Annotated in this window: 16 protein-coding genes; 10 read left to right on the plus strand and 6 right to left on the minus strand. The window is 75.1% G+C overall.

Annotated elements, in window-relative coordinates:
* Nucleotides 1-89 precede the first annotated feature (89 nt).
* From FHX31_RS19750 to FHX31_RS19760, 3 genes are all read left to right on the plus strand, one after another.
* Complete coding sequence (locus FHX31_RS19750) at nt 90-2,243, plus strand: SpoIIE family protein phosphatase (RefSeq protein ID WP_030270333.1); 2,154 nt, start codon at nt 90-92, stop codon at nt 2,241-2,243.
* A 9-nt stretch (nt 2,244-2,252) separates the two neighbouring features.
* A complete protein-coding gene (locus FHX31_RS19755; protein ID WP_030270335.1) occupies nt 2,253-2,930 on the plus strand; it encodes an HAD family hydrolase in 678 nt (225 codons plus the stop codon).
* 100 nt (nt 2,931-3,030) lie between these two features.
* Nucleotides 3,031-4,320 (plus strand): cation:proton antiporter, encoded by a 1,290-nt coding sequence (locus tag FHX31_RS19760; protein WP_047894735.1) that lies wholly within the window; start codon nt 3,031-3,033, stop codon nt 4,318-4,320.
* Between the two features lie 20 nt (nt 4,321-4,340).
* Here the strand turns inward: FHX31_RS19760 and FHX31_RS19765 are convergent, their stop codons facing one another.
* Complete coding sequence (locus FHX31_RS19765; RefSeq protein WP_184977832.1) at nt 4,341-5,279, minus strand: NAD(P)/FAD-dependent oxidoreductase; 939 nt, start codon at nt 5,277-5,279, stop codon at nt 4,341-4,343.
* Nucleotides 5,280-5,380: 101 nt separating this feature from the next.
* On the opposite strand from FHX31_RS19765, the gene FHX31_RS19770 reads away from it, so the two are divergent.
* Complete coding sequence (locus tag FHX31_RS19770) at nt 5,381-5,605, plus strand: DUF3072 domain-containing protein (protein ID WP_013474820.1); 225 nt, start codon at nt 5,381-5,383, stop codon at nt 5,603-5,605.
* 2 nt (nt 5,606-5,607) lie between these two features.
* Here the strand turns inward: FHX31_RS19770 and FHX31_RS19775 are convergent, their stop codons facing one another.
* Together FHX31_RS19775 and FHX31_RS19780 are read right to left on the minus strand one after the other, a co-directional pair.
* Nucleotides 5,608-6,108 (minus strand): metallophosphoesterase family protein, encoded by a 501-nt coding sequence (locus FHX31_RS19775; protein WP_184976969.1) that lies wholly within the window; start codon nt 6,106-6,108, stop codon nt 5,608-5,610.
* 82 nt (nt 6,109-6,190) lie between these two features.
* Complete coding sequence (locus FHX31_RS19780) at nt 6,191-8,017, minus strand: glycoside hydrolase family 15 protein (RefSeq protein ID WP_184977833.1); 1,827 nt, start codon at nt 8,015-8,017, stop codon at nt 6,191-6,193.
* 112 nt (nt 8,018-8,129) lie between these two features.
* On the opposite strand from FHX31_RS19780, the gene FHX31_RS19785 reads away from it, so the two are divergent.
* Nucleotides 8,130-8,717 carry a general stress protein gene (locus tag FHX31_RS19785; RefSeq protein WP_013285375.1) on the plus strand — a complete coding sequence of 196 codons (588 nt, stop codon included), beginning with the start codon at nt 8,130-8,132 and terminating at the stop codon, nt 8,715-8,717.
* A 53-nt stretch (nt 8,718-8,770) separates the two neighbouring features.
* Here FHX31_RS19785 and FHX31_RS19790 read toward each other — a convergent pair whose 3' ends face one another.
* Nucleotides 8,771-9,355: a DUF1684 domain-containing protein gene (locus FHX31_RS19790; protein WP_013285374.1), complete on the minus strand. Its 585-nt coding sequence runs from the start codon at nt 9,353-9,355 to the stop codon at nt 8,771-8,773.
* Nucleotides 9,356-9,468: 113 nt separating this feature from the next.
* Here FHX31_RS19790 and FHX31_RS19795 point away from each other — a divergent pair, with 113 nt between their 5' ends.
* Together FHX31_RS19795 and FHX31_RS19800 are read left to right on the plus strand one after the other, a co-directional pair.
* Nucleotides 9,469-9,951, plus strand: coding sequence for a MarR family winged helix-turn-helix transcriptional regulator (locus FHX31_RS19795; RefSeq protein WP_013474817.1), 483 nt, complete (start codon nt 9,469-9,471; stop codon nt 9,949-9,951).
* 11 nt (nt 9,952-9,962) lie between these two features.
* Nucleotides 9,963-10,949, plus strand: a complete 987-nt coding sequence (locus FHX31_RS19800; protein WP_013285372.1) for a pirin family protein — start codon at nt 9,963-9,965, stop codon at nt 10,947-10,949.
* Nucleotides 10,950-10,991: 42 nt separating this feature from the next.
* Here FHX31_RS19800 and FHX31_RS32780 read toward each other — a convergent pair whose 3' ends face one another.
* Nucleotides 10,992-11,117 (minus strand): hypothetical protein, encoded by a 126-nt coding sequence (locus FHX31_RS32780; RefSeq protein WP_013285371.1) that lies wholly within the window; start codon nt 11,115-11,117, stop codon nt 10,992-10,994.
* A gap of 140 nt (nt 11,118-11,257) precedes the next feature.
* Between FHX31_RS32780 and FHX31_RS19805 the strand changes: the two genes are divergently transcribed.
* Nucleotides 11,258-12,847: a phospholipase D family protein gene (locus tag FHX31_RS19805; protein ID WP_184976970.1), complete on the plus strand. Its 1,590-nt coding sequence runs from the start codon at nt 11,258-11,260 to the stop codon at nt 12,845-12,847.
* On the opposite strand, the gene FHX31_RS19810 is transcribed toward FHX31_RS19805, so the two are convergent.
* The gene (locus FHX31_RS19810) at nt 12,796-13,533 is read right to left on the minus strand and encodes a hypothetical protein (protein WP_184976971.1); all 738 of its coding nucleotides are present in this window, start codon (nt 13,531-13,533) and stop codon (nt 12,796-12,798) included. The genes FHX31_RS19805 and FHX31_RS19810 overlap by 52 nt on opposite strands.
* 334 nt (nt 13,534-13,867) lie before the next feature.
* Here FHX31_RS19810 and FHX31_RS19815 point away from each other — a divergent pair, with 334 nt between their 5' ends.
* Together FHX31_RS19815 and hrpB are read left to right on the plus strand one after the other, a co-directional pair.
* Nucleotides 13,868-14,689: a SigB/SigF/SigG family RNA polymerase sigma factor gene (locus tag FHX31_RS19815; RefSeq protein ID WP_013285368.1), complete on the plus strand. Its 822-nt coding sequence runs from the start codon at nt 13,868-13,870 to the stop codon at nt 14,687-14,689.
* A 134-nt stretch (nt 14,690-14,823) separates the two neighbouring features.
* Nucleotides 14,824-17,394: an ATP-dependent helicase HrpB gene (gene hrpB, locus FHX31_RS19820; RefSeq protein ID WP_184976972.1), complete on the plus strand. Its 2,571-nt coding sequence runs from the start codon at nt 14,824-14,826 to the stop codon at nt 17,392-17,394.

The raw sequence follows: 17,394 nt of genomic DNA on the forward strand, positions 1-17,394 counted from the left end.
CTGCCCGAACATCCGCGCCGCCCGGCACCCGCACCCGCCACGGACGCATGATCGGAACCACCCGGCCACGCTCCGGTTAGGCTGCGGTCATGCCAGGCACCGTCGGTCGGGTTCCCACACCGTCCGCCCCCGCACCGGGAGCGCCCACCGATCCCGTCGTCGGCGGGCAGGCGGCCGGGACCGCCCACCCGTGGGCCGGCACGTCGCTGGGCGCTCCGCACACCTGGGATCCCGCGGTACGCGCCGTGACGGACGTGGTGCTCGCCTCCCCCGTACCGATGGCCCTGCTCCTCGGTGACGACCTGGTGGTCTTCTACAACGACGGGTACGCCGAGCTGATCGGCGACCGGCACCCGGACGCGCTGGGCCGGCCGGCGGCCGAGGCGTTCGCCGAGGTGTGGCGCGACCCGAGCGCCGGCGAGGCGCTGGAACGGGTCTACCGGCACGGCGAGCCGTTCCTGCAACGGGAGGCGGTGCTACCGGCCGACCGGCAGGGCCCGGCCGAGCCGGCCGTGTTCACCAGGGGCCACTGCCCGGTACGCGACTCCACCGGCCGCATCGTCGGCGTGCTGACCGTCTCGGCGCAGACCACCCAGCTGACCCAGCAGTTGCAGAGCCTGAGCGACTTCGCGGCGGCACTGGCCGGCACGCTCACGCTCGACGACGTGGCCCGGGTGACGCTGCGCTACTGCCTGCACTCCTTCGACGCCGACCGGGTGTCGTTCGCGGTGGACGAGGGCAGCGCGTGGCGGCTGGTCCGCCGCATCCGCGGCGAACTGCTCGACGAGGCCGACGAGCGGCTGCCCCCGCTGTGGCGCCGGATGTCCGCCGAGTCACCGCTGCCCGCGGTGGTGACCGCGCGCAGCGGCGTGGCCTCGTTCACCGCCGACGGGCAGCCGCTGCGCGGCGTCGCGGCGGACCGGCACGACGAGAAGATCCGCGCGCTGGCGGCGCTGCCGCTGCGTACCACGGTGGTCCGGGGCTCGCTGACAGTGGGCTACCGGACGCCGCGCCCCTGGTCCCCCGCCGAACGGGCGCTGCTGACCGCCTCCTCGGAGCTGGTCGGCCAGGCCGCCGAGCGGGCCCGCCGCTTCGAGACCCAGCACGGCACCGCCCAGATGCTGCAACGCAGCATGCTGCCGGAACGGCTCCCGGACCTGCCCCGGCTGCGCATCGCCGCCCGCTACGACCCGGGCGTGGACGGCAACGCGGCCGGCGGCGACTTCTACGACGCGTTCCTGCTGCCGACCGGCGCGCTGGGCGTGGTGCTGGGCGACGTGGCCGGGCACGACGTGCAGGCCGCCGCCCGGATGGGCCAGGTACGCGCCGCGCTGCGCGCGCTCGCCCTGGTCGACTCCCGGCCGGACGCGGTGCTCGACGGGCTGGACCGGCTGGTCGCCAGCCTCGGCGTCGAGGGCGGCACCCAGGAGCTGTTCGTGACAGTGGTCTTCGGCGTGGTCGAGGCGGACCGGGAGCTGGTCACGCTCGCCAGCGCCGGTCATCCCGCGCCGCTGATCCGGCGCGCCGGACCCGGCGCGGCGGTGGCCGAGTTCGTCGACGTGCCGCCCGCTCCTCCGCTGGGCCTGGGAGGGCGGGCGCGTACCGCCACCGTGCCGTTCCGCCCCGGCGACACCCTGCTGCTCTACAGCGACGGCGTGGTGGAGCGGCGCTGGCAGGACCTGGCCGCCGGGATGGCCGGGCTGGGCGCGGCGGTGACCGGGGCGGCCGGCGGCGACCCGCGCGCGCTGTGCGCGGTGGCGACCGCGTCGGTGCCGGGCGCCACCGAGGACGACGTGGCGGTGCTCGCCGTCGAGTACGCAGTGCGCCCCAGCCGGTCGGCGAGCATGGAGGTGCCGGCCGAGCCGACCGCGCCGAGCCGGGTCCGGCACTGGATGACCGCGCAGCTCGGCGAGTGGCGGGTGCCGGAGGCGGTGATCGGCGCGGCGGTGCTGTGCACGAGCGAGCTGACCACCAACGCGCTGCTGCACGCCGGCACCGCCGCCCGGGTCGAGGTCGACCTGTCCGCCGAGCGGCTGCTGGTGTCGGTTGCCGACTCGGGCACCCGGGGTCAGGTCACCCGGGCGCAGACCGACACGCTCAGCAGCCGCGGCCGCGGGCTCGGCCTGATCGAGGAGCTGAGCGACGCCTGGGGCACCGACCCGACGGTACGCGGCTCGACGGTCTGGTTCGAGATCCTCATTCCGGCGGGTGAGCCGCGCGTCGGCGACGCCCCGGCCGGGTAGGAGCCGGACATGGCCGACGACAAGCGACGCGGTGTCCTGTTCGACGTGGACGGCACCCTGGTCGACACGACGTACCTGCACACGGTGAGCTGGTGGGAGGCGCTGCGCCAGGCCGACCACCGGGTGCCGATGGCGCGGATCCACAGGTCCATCGGCATGGGCTCGGACAAGCTGCTCGACCACCTGCTCGGCGCCGAGCGGGACCGGGACGCCGACGGCCGGCTGCGCGACGCGCACGACGCGCTGTACGCGGAGTACTGGGAGCGGCTGGCGCCGCTGCCCGGTGCCCGGGAACTGCTGCGCGCCTGCGCCGAGCGCGGGCTGCGGGTGGTGCTGGCGACCTCGGCCGCCGAGCACGAGGTGACAGCGCTGCGGGCCGCGCTGGACGCGGACGACGTGATCGACTCGGTCACCTCGTCGGCCGACGCGCAGGAGAGCAAGCCGGCGCCGGACATCCTGGTCGCCGCGCTGGACCAGTCGGGGCTGACCGCCGAGCGGGTGGTGTTCGTCGGCGACTCGGTCTGGGACGTGGCAGCCGCCGGCAAGCTGGACATCCCGTGCATCGGCCTGACCTGCGGCGGCACCGGCCGGGCGGAGCTGGCCGGCGCGGGCGCGGTGGCGGTCTACGACGACCCGGCGGCGCTGCTGCACGCCCTGCCGGACAGCGCCATCGGCACGCTCGGCTGACCGGCGGTCGACCGGCGGGCACGCGCACGCTTAACCGGACCCGCTTCGGGGCACTGCTGGACTCCACCGCCCGGCCGCCGGGCGCCGGAAGGGTGGTGTCGTGGAACCGGTCGATGTCGCGTTCGCTCTGCTGGGCGTCGGTGCGCTGCTGGCCGGGGTGCTGCCCCGGGTCCTGGAGCGGCGGCCGCTGTCGATGCCGATCGCGTTCCTCGGGCTCGGCATGCTCGTGTTCGTGCTGCCCACCGGTCTGCCCACACCGGACCCGCTGCGCTGGCCGGAACTGACCACCCACCTCACCGAGGTCGGGGTGATCGTCGCGCTGATGGGCGCCGGCCTGAAGATCGACCGTCCGCTGAGCTGGGCCCGCTGGTCGTCGACGTGGCGGCTGCTCGCGATCGCCATGCCGCTGTGCATCGCCGCGGTGGCGCTGCTCGGCTGGTGGTGGGCCGGTCTGGTGCCGGCCGCGGCGCTGCTGCTCGGCGCGGCGCTCGCGCCCACCGACCCGGTGCTCGCCTCCGACGTGCAGGTGGGCGAACCGACCGATGTGGAGGACTCGGAGGACGAGGTGCGCTTCGCGCTCACCTCGGAGGCGGGCCTGAACGACGGGCTCGCGTTCCCGTTCGTGTACGCGGCCATCGCGATCGCCACCACCGGGCTCGCGCCGTCCGGCTGGCTCGCCGAGTGGTTCGCGGTGGACGTGTTCTACAAGCTCGCCGCCGGGGTGGGTGGCGGGCTGCTCGTCGGCTGGCTGCTCGGCAAGCTGTTCTTCCGTGCCCCGAGCAAGCTGCGGCTGGCCCGGCACTCCGAGGGCTTCCTCGCGCTGGCCGCGACGTTCCTCGCGTACGGGCTGGTCGAGGTGATCGGCGGGTACGGCTTCCTGGCCGTGTTCGTGGCCGCCCGCGCGATCCGGGCCGCCGAGCGTACGCACGAGTTCCATTCAGTGCTGCACGACTTCGCCGAGCAGGTGGAGCGGCTGCTCACGGTGCTGTTGCTGCTGCTGTTCGGCGGCGCGGTGATCGGCGGGCTGCTCGCGCCGCTGACCTGGCCGGCGGCACTGGCCGGGCTGGCGCTGGTGCTGGTGATCCGGCCGCTGGCCGCGTGGCTGTCGCTGCGCGGGGCGCCGGGCAGACCGGCCGAGCACTGGGTGATCTCGCTGTTCGGCATCCGCGGCGTCGGCTCGTTCTACTACCTGGCGTACGCCACCAGCAAGACCGACTTCCCGCAGGCGGATCTGGTCTGGGCCACAGTCGGTCTCGTGGTGGTGGTGTCGGTGGTGGCGCACGGGATCGCCGCGACACCGGTCATGCAGTTGCTGGACCGGGAGGGCGAACGCACCGGCGAGGACACGCGGGCCGGGTCGGCGGCGCAACCGGTGGGCGCCACCGGCTGACCGGCCCGGGCCGAGGGCTGTCAGCCCAGCCGGGCGGCGAGCGCGCGGCCCAGGTCCCGGCCGGAACGCCAGGCGGTCTGCACGCGCGGGCGGCCGAACGCGTCACCGGCCAGGCCGATGCCGTCGTCGTCCAGGTGGAACGTGGCGCTCCCGGCGTGCGCGGCCGGGGACGCGTACGTCCAGCGGTGCACGTGGGCCGACACCGCCGGCTCGGGCAGTCCGAGCAGGTCGCGGACCGCCTGCTCGATCGCCGGGCGGGCGGCTGTGGGCTGGAGCAGGTGCCCGGCGGCGAACTCGGCTGTGGTGTGCGCGACGAGCACCGGCGCGCCGTCACCACGGCGGTCGCCGTCGTCGCAGACCAGGCTGAGTACGGGGTGGCCGTTGACGAACGCCCCGCGGAAGTCCGTCCAGCGGCGGGCCGGGAAGTGCAGCACCCCGCTCAGCGCCGGCGACCAGCGTTGCGCGGCCACCGCCCGGGTCGCCTCGGCCAGCGCCGGGTCCAGCAGCAGCGCCGCCTGCGGGCCGGGCATGGCGAGCACGACCGCCTCGGCCTCGGCGCCGTCCACCCGGAGGCCGGGCTCGACGCTCATCACCAGCCGGTCGTGCGTCACCGGCAGGTCGCCTGCGAGCTGCTCGACGAGTGAGCGCAGCCCGCGCGGGGCGGCCCAGCGCATCGGGCCGGTGACCTGCTCGCGCCCGCCCGGCCCGTACGCGACGAGCGTGTCGGTCCACTCCCGCGCCAGCCCGGCGGCCCGCCACCGGTCCACCACGGCGGCGAAGTCCGGGTCGTCCACCGTGAAGTACGCGGCGCCCAGGTCGGCCGGGCGGCCGTCGAAGCGCTTGCTGGCCATCCGCCCGCCGGTGACCCGGGCCCGTTCGCGTACCCGTACCGGGACACCGGCCCGCGCCAGCTCGGTCGCACACGCCACCCCGGCGACGCCCGCACCGACCACCACCACGCCCGCCCGCTCCGCCGTCACCAGCTGATCGTAGGCGGCGGGCGGCATGAACCAGCCGGGCCGGGGGTAGTGGTACACCTGTTCGAGGAGAGGTGATCAGCATGGCCGACCGCGCCAACACCAACGGCAGGAACGTGAACCCGGACGCCGCCGTCAAGGACCCGGACGACTGGGTCACCGGCGACGAGCCGCCCACCGCCGCCCAGGAGTCGTACCTGCACACCCTGGCCCAGGAGGCGGGCGAGCCAGTGCCGGAGGGCCTGACCAAGGCCGAGGCGTCCCGGCGGATCGACGAGCTCCAGGCGGAGACCGGCCGGGGCCGCTGAGGTCAGCGCGGGGGCAGGCGGTGCAGTTCGACCCGGTCGAGCCGCCCCGCCGCCACCCGGGCGGTCAGGTAGGTGGCGTACGGCTGCGCCCGCCGGTCGGTGGGTGAGCCGGGGTTGAGCAGGCGCAGACCACCCGGGGCGACGGTGTCCCAGGGGATGTGCGAGTGCCCGAAGACGAGCAGGTCGCAGTCGCCGTACGCGGCGGCGCAGCGCTCCTCGCGGCGGGTCTTCGGGCCGGTCTCGTGCACCACGGCGACCCGCAGGCCGTCCAGCTCGACCCGGGCCACCTCGGGCAGCCGGGCGCGCAGCTCCGGCCCGTCGTTGTTGCCGTACACGCCGACCAGGCGGCGCGACCGCTCCTCCAGCGCGTCCAGCAGCGCCACGTCCACCCAGTCCCCCGCGTGCACCACCAGGTCCGCGGCCTCGACGGCCGCCCACAGCGCCGCCGGAAGATCCCGCGCCCGCTTGGGCACATGCGTGTCCGCCATGATCACGAGTTCCACCCCCTCATCCTCCCCCACCCCCCGTTCCCGGGGTCGATCATGAAGTTGGCGGCACTCAGGGAGATCGACTTCGGCGTCAACCTCATGATCGACGCGAAGCGGGCGCGGGGTTGCGGTGGGAGGTGGGGGCCGGGGCGCGGGCGGCGGCGTCGGTGATGCGGCCGGCGGCGATGATCAGGCCGATGTGTGAGTACGCCTGCGGAAAGTTGCCGACCTGCTCGCCGGTGTCCGGGTCGATCTGCTCGGCGTACAGGCCGAGGTCGTTCGTGCGGGCGGCGAGCCGTTCGAACAGCCGCCGGGCCCGGTCCAGCTCCCCCGCCTCGGCCAGGCAGGCGGCCAGCCAGAACGAGCAGATCACGAACCCGGCCGGGTCGCCGTCCCAGCGGCGCAGCAGCCCGTCGCGGGACAACCGCCGCTCCAGCACGTCCATCGTGGCGCGCATCCGCGGATCGTGCGCCGGCAGGAAACCGACGAGCGGCATGACCAGCACCGAGGCGTCCAGGTCGTCGGACCCGAACGCCCCGGTGTACGCGCCGACCCGCTCGTTCCAGCCGTGGGTGAGCACGGCCGCCCGTATCTCGTCGCGCGCGGCGACCCAGCGTGCCACGTCGGCGGGCTCGCCGATGCGGGAGCCGAACCGGACCGCCCGGTCCAGCGCGGTCCAGCACTCCACCTTCGACGACACGTAGTGCCGCTCCGGGCCGCGCCCCTCCCACATCCCCGCGTCGGGCCGGTGCCAGCCGCGCTCGGCCTGGTCGGCGAGCGTACGCAGCAGGTCGCGGACCTCGGGTGACATCGGGTCGAGGTAGTACCGCATCAGCCAGGCGGCGTCGAGCACCTCGCCCAGCACGTCGTTCTGCCGCTGCCGCCAGGCGTCGTTGCCGACGAGCACCGGCCGGCTGTGCTCGTACCCGGCCAGGTGGTCGAGGTCGTGCTCGGTCAGGTCCCGCTCCCCCTCGACGCCGTACATGATCGGCACCGGCTCGTCGCCGATCCGGCCCATCGCCCGCGCCACCCAGGTGAACTGCCGGTCCGCCTCGTCCGGGCAGGCCGCCCGCCAGAGCGCCTGGAGGGTGAGGCTGAAGTCGCGCAGCCAGACGTAGCGGTAGTCGTAGTTGCGGTCGCCGCCGAGCCGCTCCGGCACCGAGGTGGTGGCCGCCGCGACGACCGCGCCGCTGGGCGCGTACGTCATGCCCTGCACCGCGAGCGCGCTGCGCCGCACCTCGTCGCGGTACTCGCCCCGGTAGTCGTGCAGCGCCGACCAGGACCGCCAGCCGGCGACCGTCCCGGCCACCACCTCGGCGGCGTCGGGCAGCGCGGGCGCGGCGCCGGCGTACGTCGGGGCGTACCCGAGGGTGAAGCGGTGGGTGCTGCCGGCGCGGGCGGTGAACCGCCCGGCGGCGGCCCCCTCGGCGACTGTCAGCGGAACGTCGGCGCGCAGCTCCAGCCGGCAGGCTCCGGCGGTGGCGGCCACCACCCCGTCGCGTTCGGTCAGGTAGGCGCCGACCCGGCCGTACTCGAACCGCGGCGCGTACTCGACGCACATCGGCACCTCGCCGGTGAGCCCCTCGACCAGCCGGGCGAGCACCCGGGGCGAGCGCATCCCGATGTCGTGACCGCGCGCGCCGGGCTCCAGCGCCAGCGCGTCGGTGACGGCGACCGTGCCGGTCGCCGTGGTGAAGACGGTACGCAGCACCAGCGTGTCGTCCAGGTAGGACCGCGTGCTGGTGGCCGCGCCCTCGGGGCGGATGCTCCAGTGCCCGGCGTCGGAGTCGAGCAGCCGCCCGAACACCGACGGGGCGTCGAACCGGGGTGGGCACCACCAGTTGACCGAGCCGTCGCGGTCGACCAGCGCCGCGCTGCGCCCGTCGGCGAGGAAGCCGTGCTCGCTGATGTGTCGGGTCGGCACGGGTGTGGCTACCCGGCCCGGGGCACCGGCATGCCTCGCCACATCGGTCCGGCCCGGCGCGTTACCGCTGCCCGGCGCCGGGAACGCGGCGGGTTGACGAAGGAGGATGCTCATGACCAGACCCTCGACTCCGACCGCGGCCTGGCAACCCGGAATGCCGGGCAGCGACAACCTCCCGTCCGGACCGGGCGGTCGCCCGACGCCGCCGAGCGGGGACGGGCACGGCCCGCATGCCGGGGCGCCGACCGTCACGATCGGCTCGTACCCGGACTATCCGTCCGCCCAGCGCGTGGTGGACTATCTGGCCGACAACCGGTTCCCGGTGGAACGTACCTCGATCGTCGGTACGGACCTCACGCTCGTGGAGACCGTGATGGGACGGCTCACCACGGGCCGGGCGGCCCTGCTCGGGGCCGGCACCGGCGCCTGGTTCGGTTTGTTCATCGGCTTGTTGTTCGGCATCTTCACCGCCGGGAACTGGCTGGCGGTGATCCTGGTCGGGCTGGTGATCGGCGCGATCTGGGGTGCGGTGTTCGGCGCTGTCGCGCACGCCATGAGCGGTGGGCAGCGTGACTTCACGTCGGCCAGTTCACTGCGCGCCGCCCAGTACGCGGTGACTGTGGACGCGGAGATGGCCGGCCAGGCCCAGCAGCTGCTGAGCCGGATGCACCTGACACCGACCGGCGCCACCGCCCGCTGACCGGCGGTACGCGACATCGAGGGAGGGCCCCGCCGGGGTCCTCCCTCGCCGCGTCAGTGGTACGCCCGCTCTCCTGCACGCAGCGGCACGTCCACCCGGTTCTCCGGCGGCGCCAGCGGGCAGGCCCACCTGTCGTCGTAGGCGCAACTCGGGTTGTAGAGGTAATTGGCGTCCAGGCGGACCCGGTCACCGGGGAGCACTGTCAGGCCCCGCCCGAAGGTGCCCTTGACCGTGTCGGTGAGGTACCGGCCCCCGCCGTACGAGCCGTCGCCGCAGGTGCCGTCGCGCAGCGGCAGGAACAGCCCGCCCCCGTACGCCTCGATCCACCACAGCGTGAGCGGTCCCCACGGCGTCCCGGCGACCGCGACCCGCCGGTACGCGACCACTCCGTCCGGGCCGCCGGTGTCGATGCGCAGCTCACCGGAGGCGGGGCGCAGCGGCGCCTCGACCACCGCCGACGGGTCGGGCGGGTACCAGCGCAGGCCGGTGAAGCCGGGCCGGTCGGCGGGCGGCACCGGGCTGCTGGGGTGGGTGCGGAACAGCTCGTCGCGCGCGGCCCGGAACCCGGTCAGGTCGAGGTCGGACAGGTAGAGCCGGGCCACCCGCTCCCGCCAGTCGAGCAGGTCGAGATCGTCCATCCCCCGACCCTAGCCGGGGTCACCCGTTCAGGTTTCAAAGACTCACCCGCGCCTGGCCAACCGAGCACGACAGAGGGACTTGTTTAAATTTTAAATAGTGCTAGTCTCGCAGGATGACGGAGAGCCTGGACGCGGAGCGGATGGCCTGCTGGCGCGCGTACATCGAGTCGAGCCAGCGGCTGTTCACCCGGCTCGAGGACGACCTGCGCGCCGACAGCGACCTGAGCTTCGCCGACTACCACGTGCTGGTGCTGCTCTCCGAGGCGTCCGGCCAGCGGCTGCGCATGGGTGAGCTGGCCGACCGGCTGGTGTTCTCACCGAGCCGGCTGACCTACCAGATCACCACGATGCGCAAGCGCGGCCTGGTCGCGAAGGAGGCGTGTCCGGCGGACCGGCGCGGCAGCGAGGCAGTGCTCACCGCGGCCGGCCTGCTCGCCCTGCGCGAGGCCGCGCCGCACCACCTGCGCTCCGTACGCGCCCACCTGATCGACGACCTCGACGACGCCGAGGTCGCCTGCCTCACCCGGGTCTTCGAGCGGCTCGGCCGGCGCCTGCGCGCCGACCGCACCGCGTCGTCCACCCCGGCCGACAAGTAAGGAGTCCCGCGATGCCCGCGATCACCGTCGACGACGTCCTCGTCCTGCCCCGCCTGCCCGAACTCGGCGAGGCCACCGAATACCGCCAGGTCCGCCGGGTCACCACCGCCCCCAGCGGGTACGAGGGCGAAGGCTTCCCGGTCCGCCGGGCCTTCGCCGGCGTGCCGATGACCGAGCTGGACCCGTTCATCCACCTCGACCAGATGGGCGAGGTCGACTACGCGCCGGGCGAGCCGAAGGGCACCTCCTGGCACCCGCACCGCGGCTTCGAGACGGTGACCTACATGATCGACGGGATCATGGACCACCAGGACTCGACGGGTGGCGGCGGCACCATCACCGACGGCGACACCCAGTGGATGACTGCAGGCAGTGGCCTGCTTCACATCGAGGCGCCGCCGGAGCACCTGGTGATGAGCGGCGGGCTGTTCCACGGCCTCCAGCTCTGGGTCAACCTGCCCCGGGTCGCCAAGATGAGCGCGCCGCGCTACCAGGACATCCGCGGCCGGGAGTCGGCGCTGCTGACCACGCCCGACGGCGGCGGCCTGATCCGGGTCATCGCGGGCGAGGTCGCCGGGCACCGGGGTCCGGGCTCGACGCACACGCCGATCACCATCGCGCACGTCACGTTGCAGCCCGGCGCCGAGCTGAGCCTGCCCTGGCGGTCCGACTTCAACGCGCTGGTGTACGTGCTGGCCGGCCGCGGCACGGTCGGCACCGACCGGCGGCCGATCCACCTCGGCCAGCTCGCCGTGCACGGTCCCGGCGAGGCGTTGCGGATCACCGCCGACCGGACGCAGGACTCCAACGCCCCGGCGCTGGAGCTCTACCTGATGGGCGGCCAGCCGATCCGCGAGCCGGTGGCGCACTACGGCCCGTTCGTGATGAACACCCGCGCCGAGCTGATCCAGGCGGTCGAGGACTTCCAGGCCGGCCGGCTCGGGGTGATCCCGACCGGGCGGGTGCCGCACAGCGACGGCCAGGGCGACCGGCCCTGACCTGCTACGGGCGCCCCGGTTCGCCGGGGCGCCCGGCCGGTCTCAGGAGACGGCGAAGATCCCGGCCACCCCGAGGATCACCATCAACAGGACCGCCACCAGCGCACCCCGCTCCCCCTCCACCGCCTGGTCGCGGTCGGTCACGGTGTTCGTCGTCTCGGCGGGCATCTCGGTGCCTCCTCGGTATCGCGATCCAGGGGTCCGGCGCACCCCTGACGCGCGGCACCCACGCCGACCTGCTGCTCGACGTGCGGGGCCCTGCCGGGGGTCCTACCGTGTGAGGACGTCGTCGACCTCGGGGGTGGAACGTGACTCTGCGGGACTGGTTCCTCACCGCACAGGAACGCGCCAACCCGAGGTCAGAGTTACCCGTCTGGACCGATGGAAACCTCGCCGAGCCCCTCATTCACGGTGCCGCGTACTTCGACCGCCTGGTCAGCGAGGTGGAGTCGCTCACAGCGGGCGACCACCTGTTCTTCACCGACTGGCGCGGCGACCCGGACGAGCGGATGCGCCCGGACGGCCCGACGGTGGCGCAGTTGTTCGCCCAGGCCGCCCAGCGCGGGGTCATCGTCAAGGGCCTGATCTGGCGCTCCCACCTCGACACGCTCTCCTACAGCGAGGAGGAGAACCGCGACCTCAGCGAGGCGATTCGCGCGGCCGGCGGCGAGGTGCTGCTCGACCAGCGGGTCCGGCGCGGCGGCTCGCACCACCAGAAGCTCGTGGTGCTGCGCCGCCCCGGCGAACCGCGCCGCGACATCGCCTTCGCCGGCGGCATCGACCTGTGCCACAGCCGCCGCGACGACGCCGGCCACGCCGGCGACCCGCAGCCGATCGGCATGTCCCCCCGGTACGGCCCCACGCCGCCCTGGCACGACGTGCAGCTGGCGGTGCGCGGGCCGGTGGTCGGCGCGCTGGACACCACGTTCCGGGAGCGGTGGACCGACCCGATGCCGCTGGACTCGGAGAACCCGATGGCGTACCTGCGGGACCGGCTGCGCGGCTCCGACCTGCGCCCGGACCCGCTGCCCGAGCAGCCCGCCGACCCGCCGCCCTGCGGGCCGCACCACGTGCAGGTGTTGCGCACCTACCCGGCGGTGCGGCCCCGCTACTCCTTCGCCCCCGACGGCGAGCGCACGGTGGCCCGCGGCTACACCAAGGCGGTACGCCGGGCCCGGCGGCTGATCTACCTGGAGGACCAGTACCTCTGGTCGACCGAGGTGGCCGAACTGTTCGCGCAGGCGCTGCACGAGCACCCGGACCTGCACCTGGTGGCGGTCGTGCCCCGGCACCCGGACGTGGACGGCCGGCTCGCGCTGCCGCCCAACATGGTCGGCCGGGAGCAGGCGCTGTCGCTGTGCCACCGGGCCGCGCCGGAACGGGTGCACGTGTTCGACGTGGAGAATCACGACGGGACGCCGGTGTACGTGCACGCCAAGGTCTGCGTGGTGGACGACGTCTGGGCCAGCGTGGGCAGCGACAACTTCAACCGCCGGTCCTGGACGCACGACAGCGAGCTGTCCTGCGCGGTGCTCGACGACACCCGCGACGAGCGGACGCCGGCCGACCCTGCCGGACTGGGCGACGGCGCCCGGGTGTTCGCCCGCGACCTGCGGCTGAGGCTGTGGCGCGAGCACCTGGACCGTGATCCCGGCGGCGCGCAGGACGACGACCTGCTGGACCCGGCGGACGCGGTCGCGGCGATCACCGCGGCGGCGGATGAGCTGGATCGATGGCACGCCGGGGGCCGGGCCGGTCCCCGTCCGCCGGGCCGGTTGCGGCCCCACCGCCCGGAGCGGTTGCCCTGGCGTACGCGGCTCTGGGCGCTGCCCGCGTACCGGCTGGTCTACGACCCGGACGGCAGGCCGCTGCGGGCCCGGCGGGCGGGCACCTGGTGAAGGTCCGCCACCTCGTCCGGCACGTTCGGGCGGGCCGGGTACGCGAACGACACGCGCGGCGAGTAGAAGCCCCAGCAGACGTGCAGCGGGTTGGTCGGCCGCAGCGCGTGGACCGGGTGCTCCGGCGCCGGGAACTCCACCGACTCGACCTCGAACGGTGACACCGGCTCGGCCACGTACGGGTAGTCGGTGACGATCAGCTCGCCGTCGCGGCGGGTGAGGTAGCGGTGGTGGCCGTTGTGCGCCTCGGTGCCGGTGTGCCCGATCCGGGCGGTGACCCGGATCAGCAGCGTGCCGTCGGCGGCCCGGGTCTCGGCGGTGAGCTGATCGCCGCGCAGGTCGAGGCGGGTCTCCCCGGCGGCGGCGGGAGCGCCCCGCGCGGCCGCGTACCGCCGGACCCGCTCGCTGGAGGCGAGGTAGTGCGTCCACAAGCCGCCGGGCGTCTCGCCGTCGGGCGGGTCCATGTCCGCCAGTGAGACACCCAGGTAGGTGAGCGAGTACGCCCCGAAGCCGGAGGTCTGCGTCTCGTCGTCGACGACGTACTGGCAGACGAACACCTGCCGCTGCGGGTGCGGGCGCAGACCGGCCGGAACCAGCGTCTCGACCGCGCCGGGATCCGCCGGGAGCCAGCTGAACAGCAGCGTCCGGGCGTTGATGACGAGTTGCGGCGCGGCGGGATCCAGCACGGTGCCTCCGTTGACGTGTCGCTACGGACGCTACGGGCGGTCCCGTCGGCGGGACAACGACAGAAAGGCGACACTTCGCCCACCTGTCGGATTCCACGTTGACCGGTCGGGGTACGACCGGGACCGACCGGTCAGCGCCACCCCACCACCCTGCCGAGCGCGATATCGACCGACTCACGTCTTTCGTGGCTGCTTACACCTTAAGTACATCGTACTTTCGGCTAGATTTCCGCAGCACGATCGGGCTATGGTGGCTTCCGAACGTACGACCGAAACCTAAACCTAAGCGTCACGTCTTTTTTCTTCCGTGGACGAGGTGCAGGGAGGACCACCCATGACCGCTCCCACGATCAGCGCCCGGGCGACCACGCCGGCCGCCTCCGCGAAGCTCGACCCCCGCTCGCTCACCGACAGCGCCGCCGACCTGCTCGCCGCGATGGCCGCGCTGCCCGCCGACCACCCGTCGCGGCCGGCGCTGCGCGACCGCGCCATCGAGGCGTGGCTGCCGCTGGCGAACCACCTGGCCCACCGCTACAGCGGCCGGGGCGAGCCCAACGACGACCTGGCGCAGACCGCAGCGATCGGCCTGATCAAGGCGATCGACAAGTTCGACCCGTCGCGCGGCGTCGACTTCGCCGGCTACGCCATCCCCACCATCATCGGCGAGCTGAAGCGCCACTTCCGCGACCGCACCTGGGACATCCGGGTGCCGCGCCGGCTCCAGGAGCTGCGCCTGGCGATCTCCGACGCCAACAGCACGCTGCTCCAGACGCTCGGCCGCTCGCCGACGGTCGCCGACATCGCCGCCCACCTCAAGCTCACCGAGGAAGAGGTGCTGGAGGGCCTGGAGGGCGCCCGCGCGTACAACGCGGTGTCGCTGTCCACCCCGACCGGCGACGGCGAGCGGGCCACCGAGCTGGGCGATCTGCTCGGCGGCGAGGACGGCGAGTTCGAGCTGGCCGAGATGCGTGTCGCCCTCGGCCCGGCGCTCGCCACGCTCGACCAGCGCGAGCAGAAGATCCTCACGCTGCGCTTCTACGGCAACCTGACCCAGTCGCAGATCGCCGAGCAGATCGGCGTCTCGCAGATGCACGTGTCCCGGCTGCTGGCCCGGGCGCTCACCAAGCTGCGCGGTCAGCTCGACGGAACGTACTAGCAAGGGGCGCGGCGGCCGGGTCGGCGGACCCGGCGCGGCGGCCCACCCGGCCCGGTCGGCGGTGCGCCGGCCGGGCCGTTCCGCGTTCCGGGGGCAGCGCGGACCGTCCGGCGGCGCGGTGCGAGAGTGGGGCCGTGCTCGCCGACATCCCGCTCGACCTGCCGGTCCGCCCGGTCCTGCCGGCGCTCGTCGGCGCGCTGCGCGAGCGCGGCGCCGCCGTCCTGGTGGCGCCGCCCGGCACCGGCAAGACCACCACCGCGCCGCTCGCGGTCGCCGACGCGGTCACCGGCCGCGTGGTGATCGCCCAGCCCCGGCGGGTGGCCGCCCGCGCCGCCGCGCACCGGATGGCCGCCCTGCTCGGCGAGCGGGTCGGCGACCGGATCGGGTACGCGGTGCGCGGCGAGCGCCGGACCGGGCCGCGTACCCGGGTCGAGGTGGTGACCACCGGCCTGCTGGTCCGCCGCCTGCACCACGACCCGGAGCTGCCGGGCGTGGACGCGGTGGTGCTCGACGAGTGCCACGAACGGCACCTCGACGCCGACCTGGCGCTGGCGTTCAGCGTCGAGGCCCGCGCCACACTACGCCCGGACCTCTGGCTGCTGGCGATGTCGGCCACCCCGCAGACGGACCGGTTCGCCGCGCTGCTCGGCGCCGGCGACCCCGCTCCCGTGGTACGCGCCGAGGCCGCGCTGCACCCGGTCGAGCGGGTGTGGGCGCCGCCGCCGCGCCCGGTGACGCCGCCCGGTGCCGGCCGGGTCGACCCGGCGCTGCTCGACCACGTGGCAGCCACGGTCCGCCGGGCGCTGCGCGAACGCGACGGTGACGTGCTCGTCTTCCTGCCCGGCGCGGGTGAGATCGGCGCCGTCGCGCGCCGCCTGGCCGCCCTCCGCGACATCGCGGTGCTGCCGTTGCACGGACGGCTGCCCGGGCCCGCCCAGGACGCGGCGCTCACCCCTGCTGCCGGACGGCGCGTGGTGCTCGCGACGGCGGTGGCGGAGAGCAGCCTGACCGTCCCCGGCGTCCGGGTGGTGGTGGACGCCGGACTGAGCCGGGTGCCCCGCACCGACCTGGCCCGAGGGCTGGGCGCGCTGGTGACCGTGCCGGTGTCGCGGGCCGGGGCCACCCAGCGCGCCGGCCGGGCCGGACGGGAGGCGCCCGGGGCGGTCTACCGCTGCTGGTCGGAGGCGACGCACGAGCGGCTCGCCCCGCAGCCCGAACCGGAGATCGCCACCGCCGACCTGACCGGGTTCGCGCTGGAGCTGGCGGCCTGGGGCACACCGGACGGCACCGGGCTGGCGCTGCCCGACCCACCGCCGCCGGCCGCGCTCACTGTGGCGCGGGAGACGCTGACCACGCTCGGCGCGGTGGACCACGACGGCCGGATCACCGCGCGGGGACGGGCGGTCGCGGCGGCGGGCACGCATCCCCGGCTGGCGCGGGCGCTGCTGGACGGCGCGCCCCGGGTGGGTGCCGACCGGGCCGCCCAGGTGGTGGCGATCCTCGGCGAGGACACGCTGGGCGGGACGGGAGACGACCTGCCCGCCCGCTGGCGCCGGCTGCGCGACGGCGCCGACCCGGCCGCCACCGCGCGCTGGCGCACCGAGGTACGCCGCCTGCGCGCCGCCCTGCCCGCCGACCGGCACCCCGCCGACACGCGCGCCGACTCGACGCCGCACCGCAGCGGGAGCGGTGGACGGTCGGCGGGGAACGAGCGGGAGCGCCTGCCGGACGATCTGGCCGCGGGGCTGCTCGCCGGACTGGCGTACCCGGAACGGCTGGCCCGCTCACGGCGGCCGGGCGGGTCGGCGTACCTGATGGCCGGCGGGACCGCCGCGGAGCTGGCGCCCGGGTCGGGGCTGACCGGAGCGGCGTGGCTCGCCGTCGCGGTGGCCGACCGCTCCCCCGGCGCGCCCGCCGCCCGGGTGCGGCTCGCCGCGCCGATCGACGAGGCGACCGCCCGGGAGGCCGGGGCGGCGCTGCTGGACACCGGACGGGAGGTGGCCTGGTCCGGCGGGGACGTGGTGGCCCGCGAGGTGGTCCGGCTCGGCGCCGTCGAACTGGTCGACCGGCCGCTCACCGCGCCGGACCCGGAGCTGGTCGCGGCGGCGCTGCTGGACGGGCTGCGACAGGAGGGGCCGGGCCTGCTGCGGTGGACGCCCGAGGCGACCGCGCTGCGCCACCGGCTGGCGTTCTGCCGCCAGGCGCTCGGCGACGGCTGGCCGGACGTCTCCGACGCCGCGCTGATCGCCGGCGCGCCCGTCTGGCTGGGCCCGGAGCTGGCCCGCGCCCGGCGCCGGGCCGACCTCGGCCGGGTGGACGTGGCGGCGGCGCTGCGGCGGCTGCTGGACTGGCGGCAGGCCGCGCGGCTGGACGAGCTGGCTCCGGAGCGCCTGGAGGTGCCGAGCGGCTCGCGGATCCGGATCGACTACGCGGACCCGGCCGCGCCGGTGCTGGCGGTCAAGCTCCAGGAGACGTTCGGCTGGCGGGACGTGCCGCGCATCGCCGACGGGCGGGTGCCGGTGCTGCTGCACCTGCTCTCCCCCGCCGGGCGGCCGGTGGCGGTCACCGCGGACCTGGCCTCGTTCTGGCGCACCGGATACCCGCAGGTACGGGCGGAGCTGCGCGGACGCTACCCGCGCCATCCGTGGCCGGAGGACCCGACCACAGCCGAGCCGACCCGCCGTGCCGCTCCGCGACGGCGGTGA

The organism is Micromonospora sp. CNZ286 (assembly GCF_014207755.1).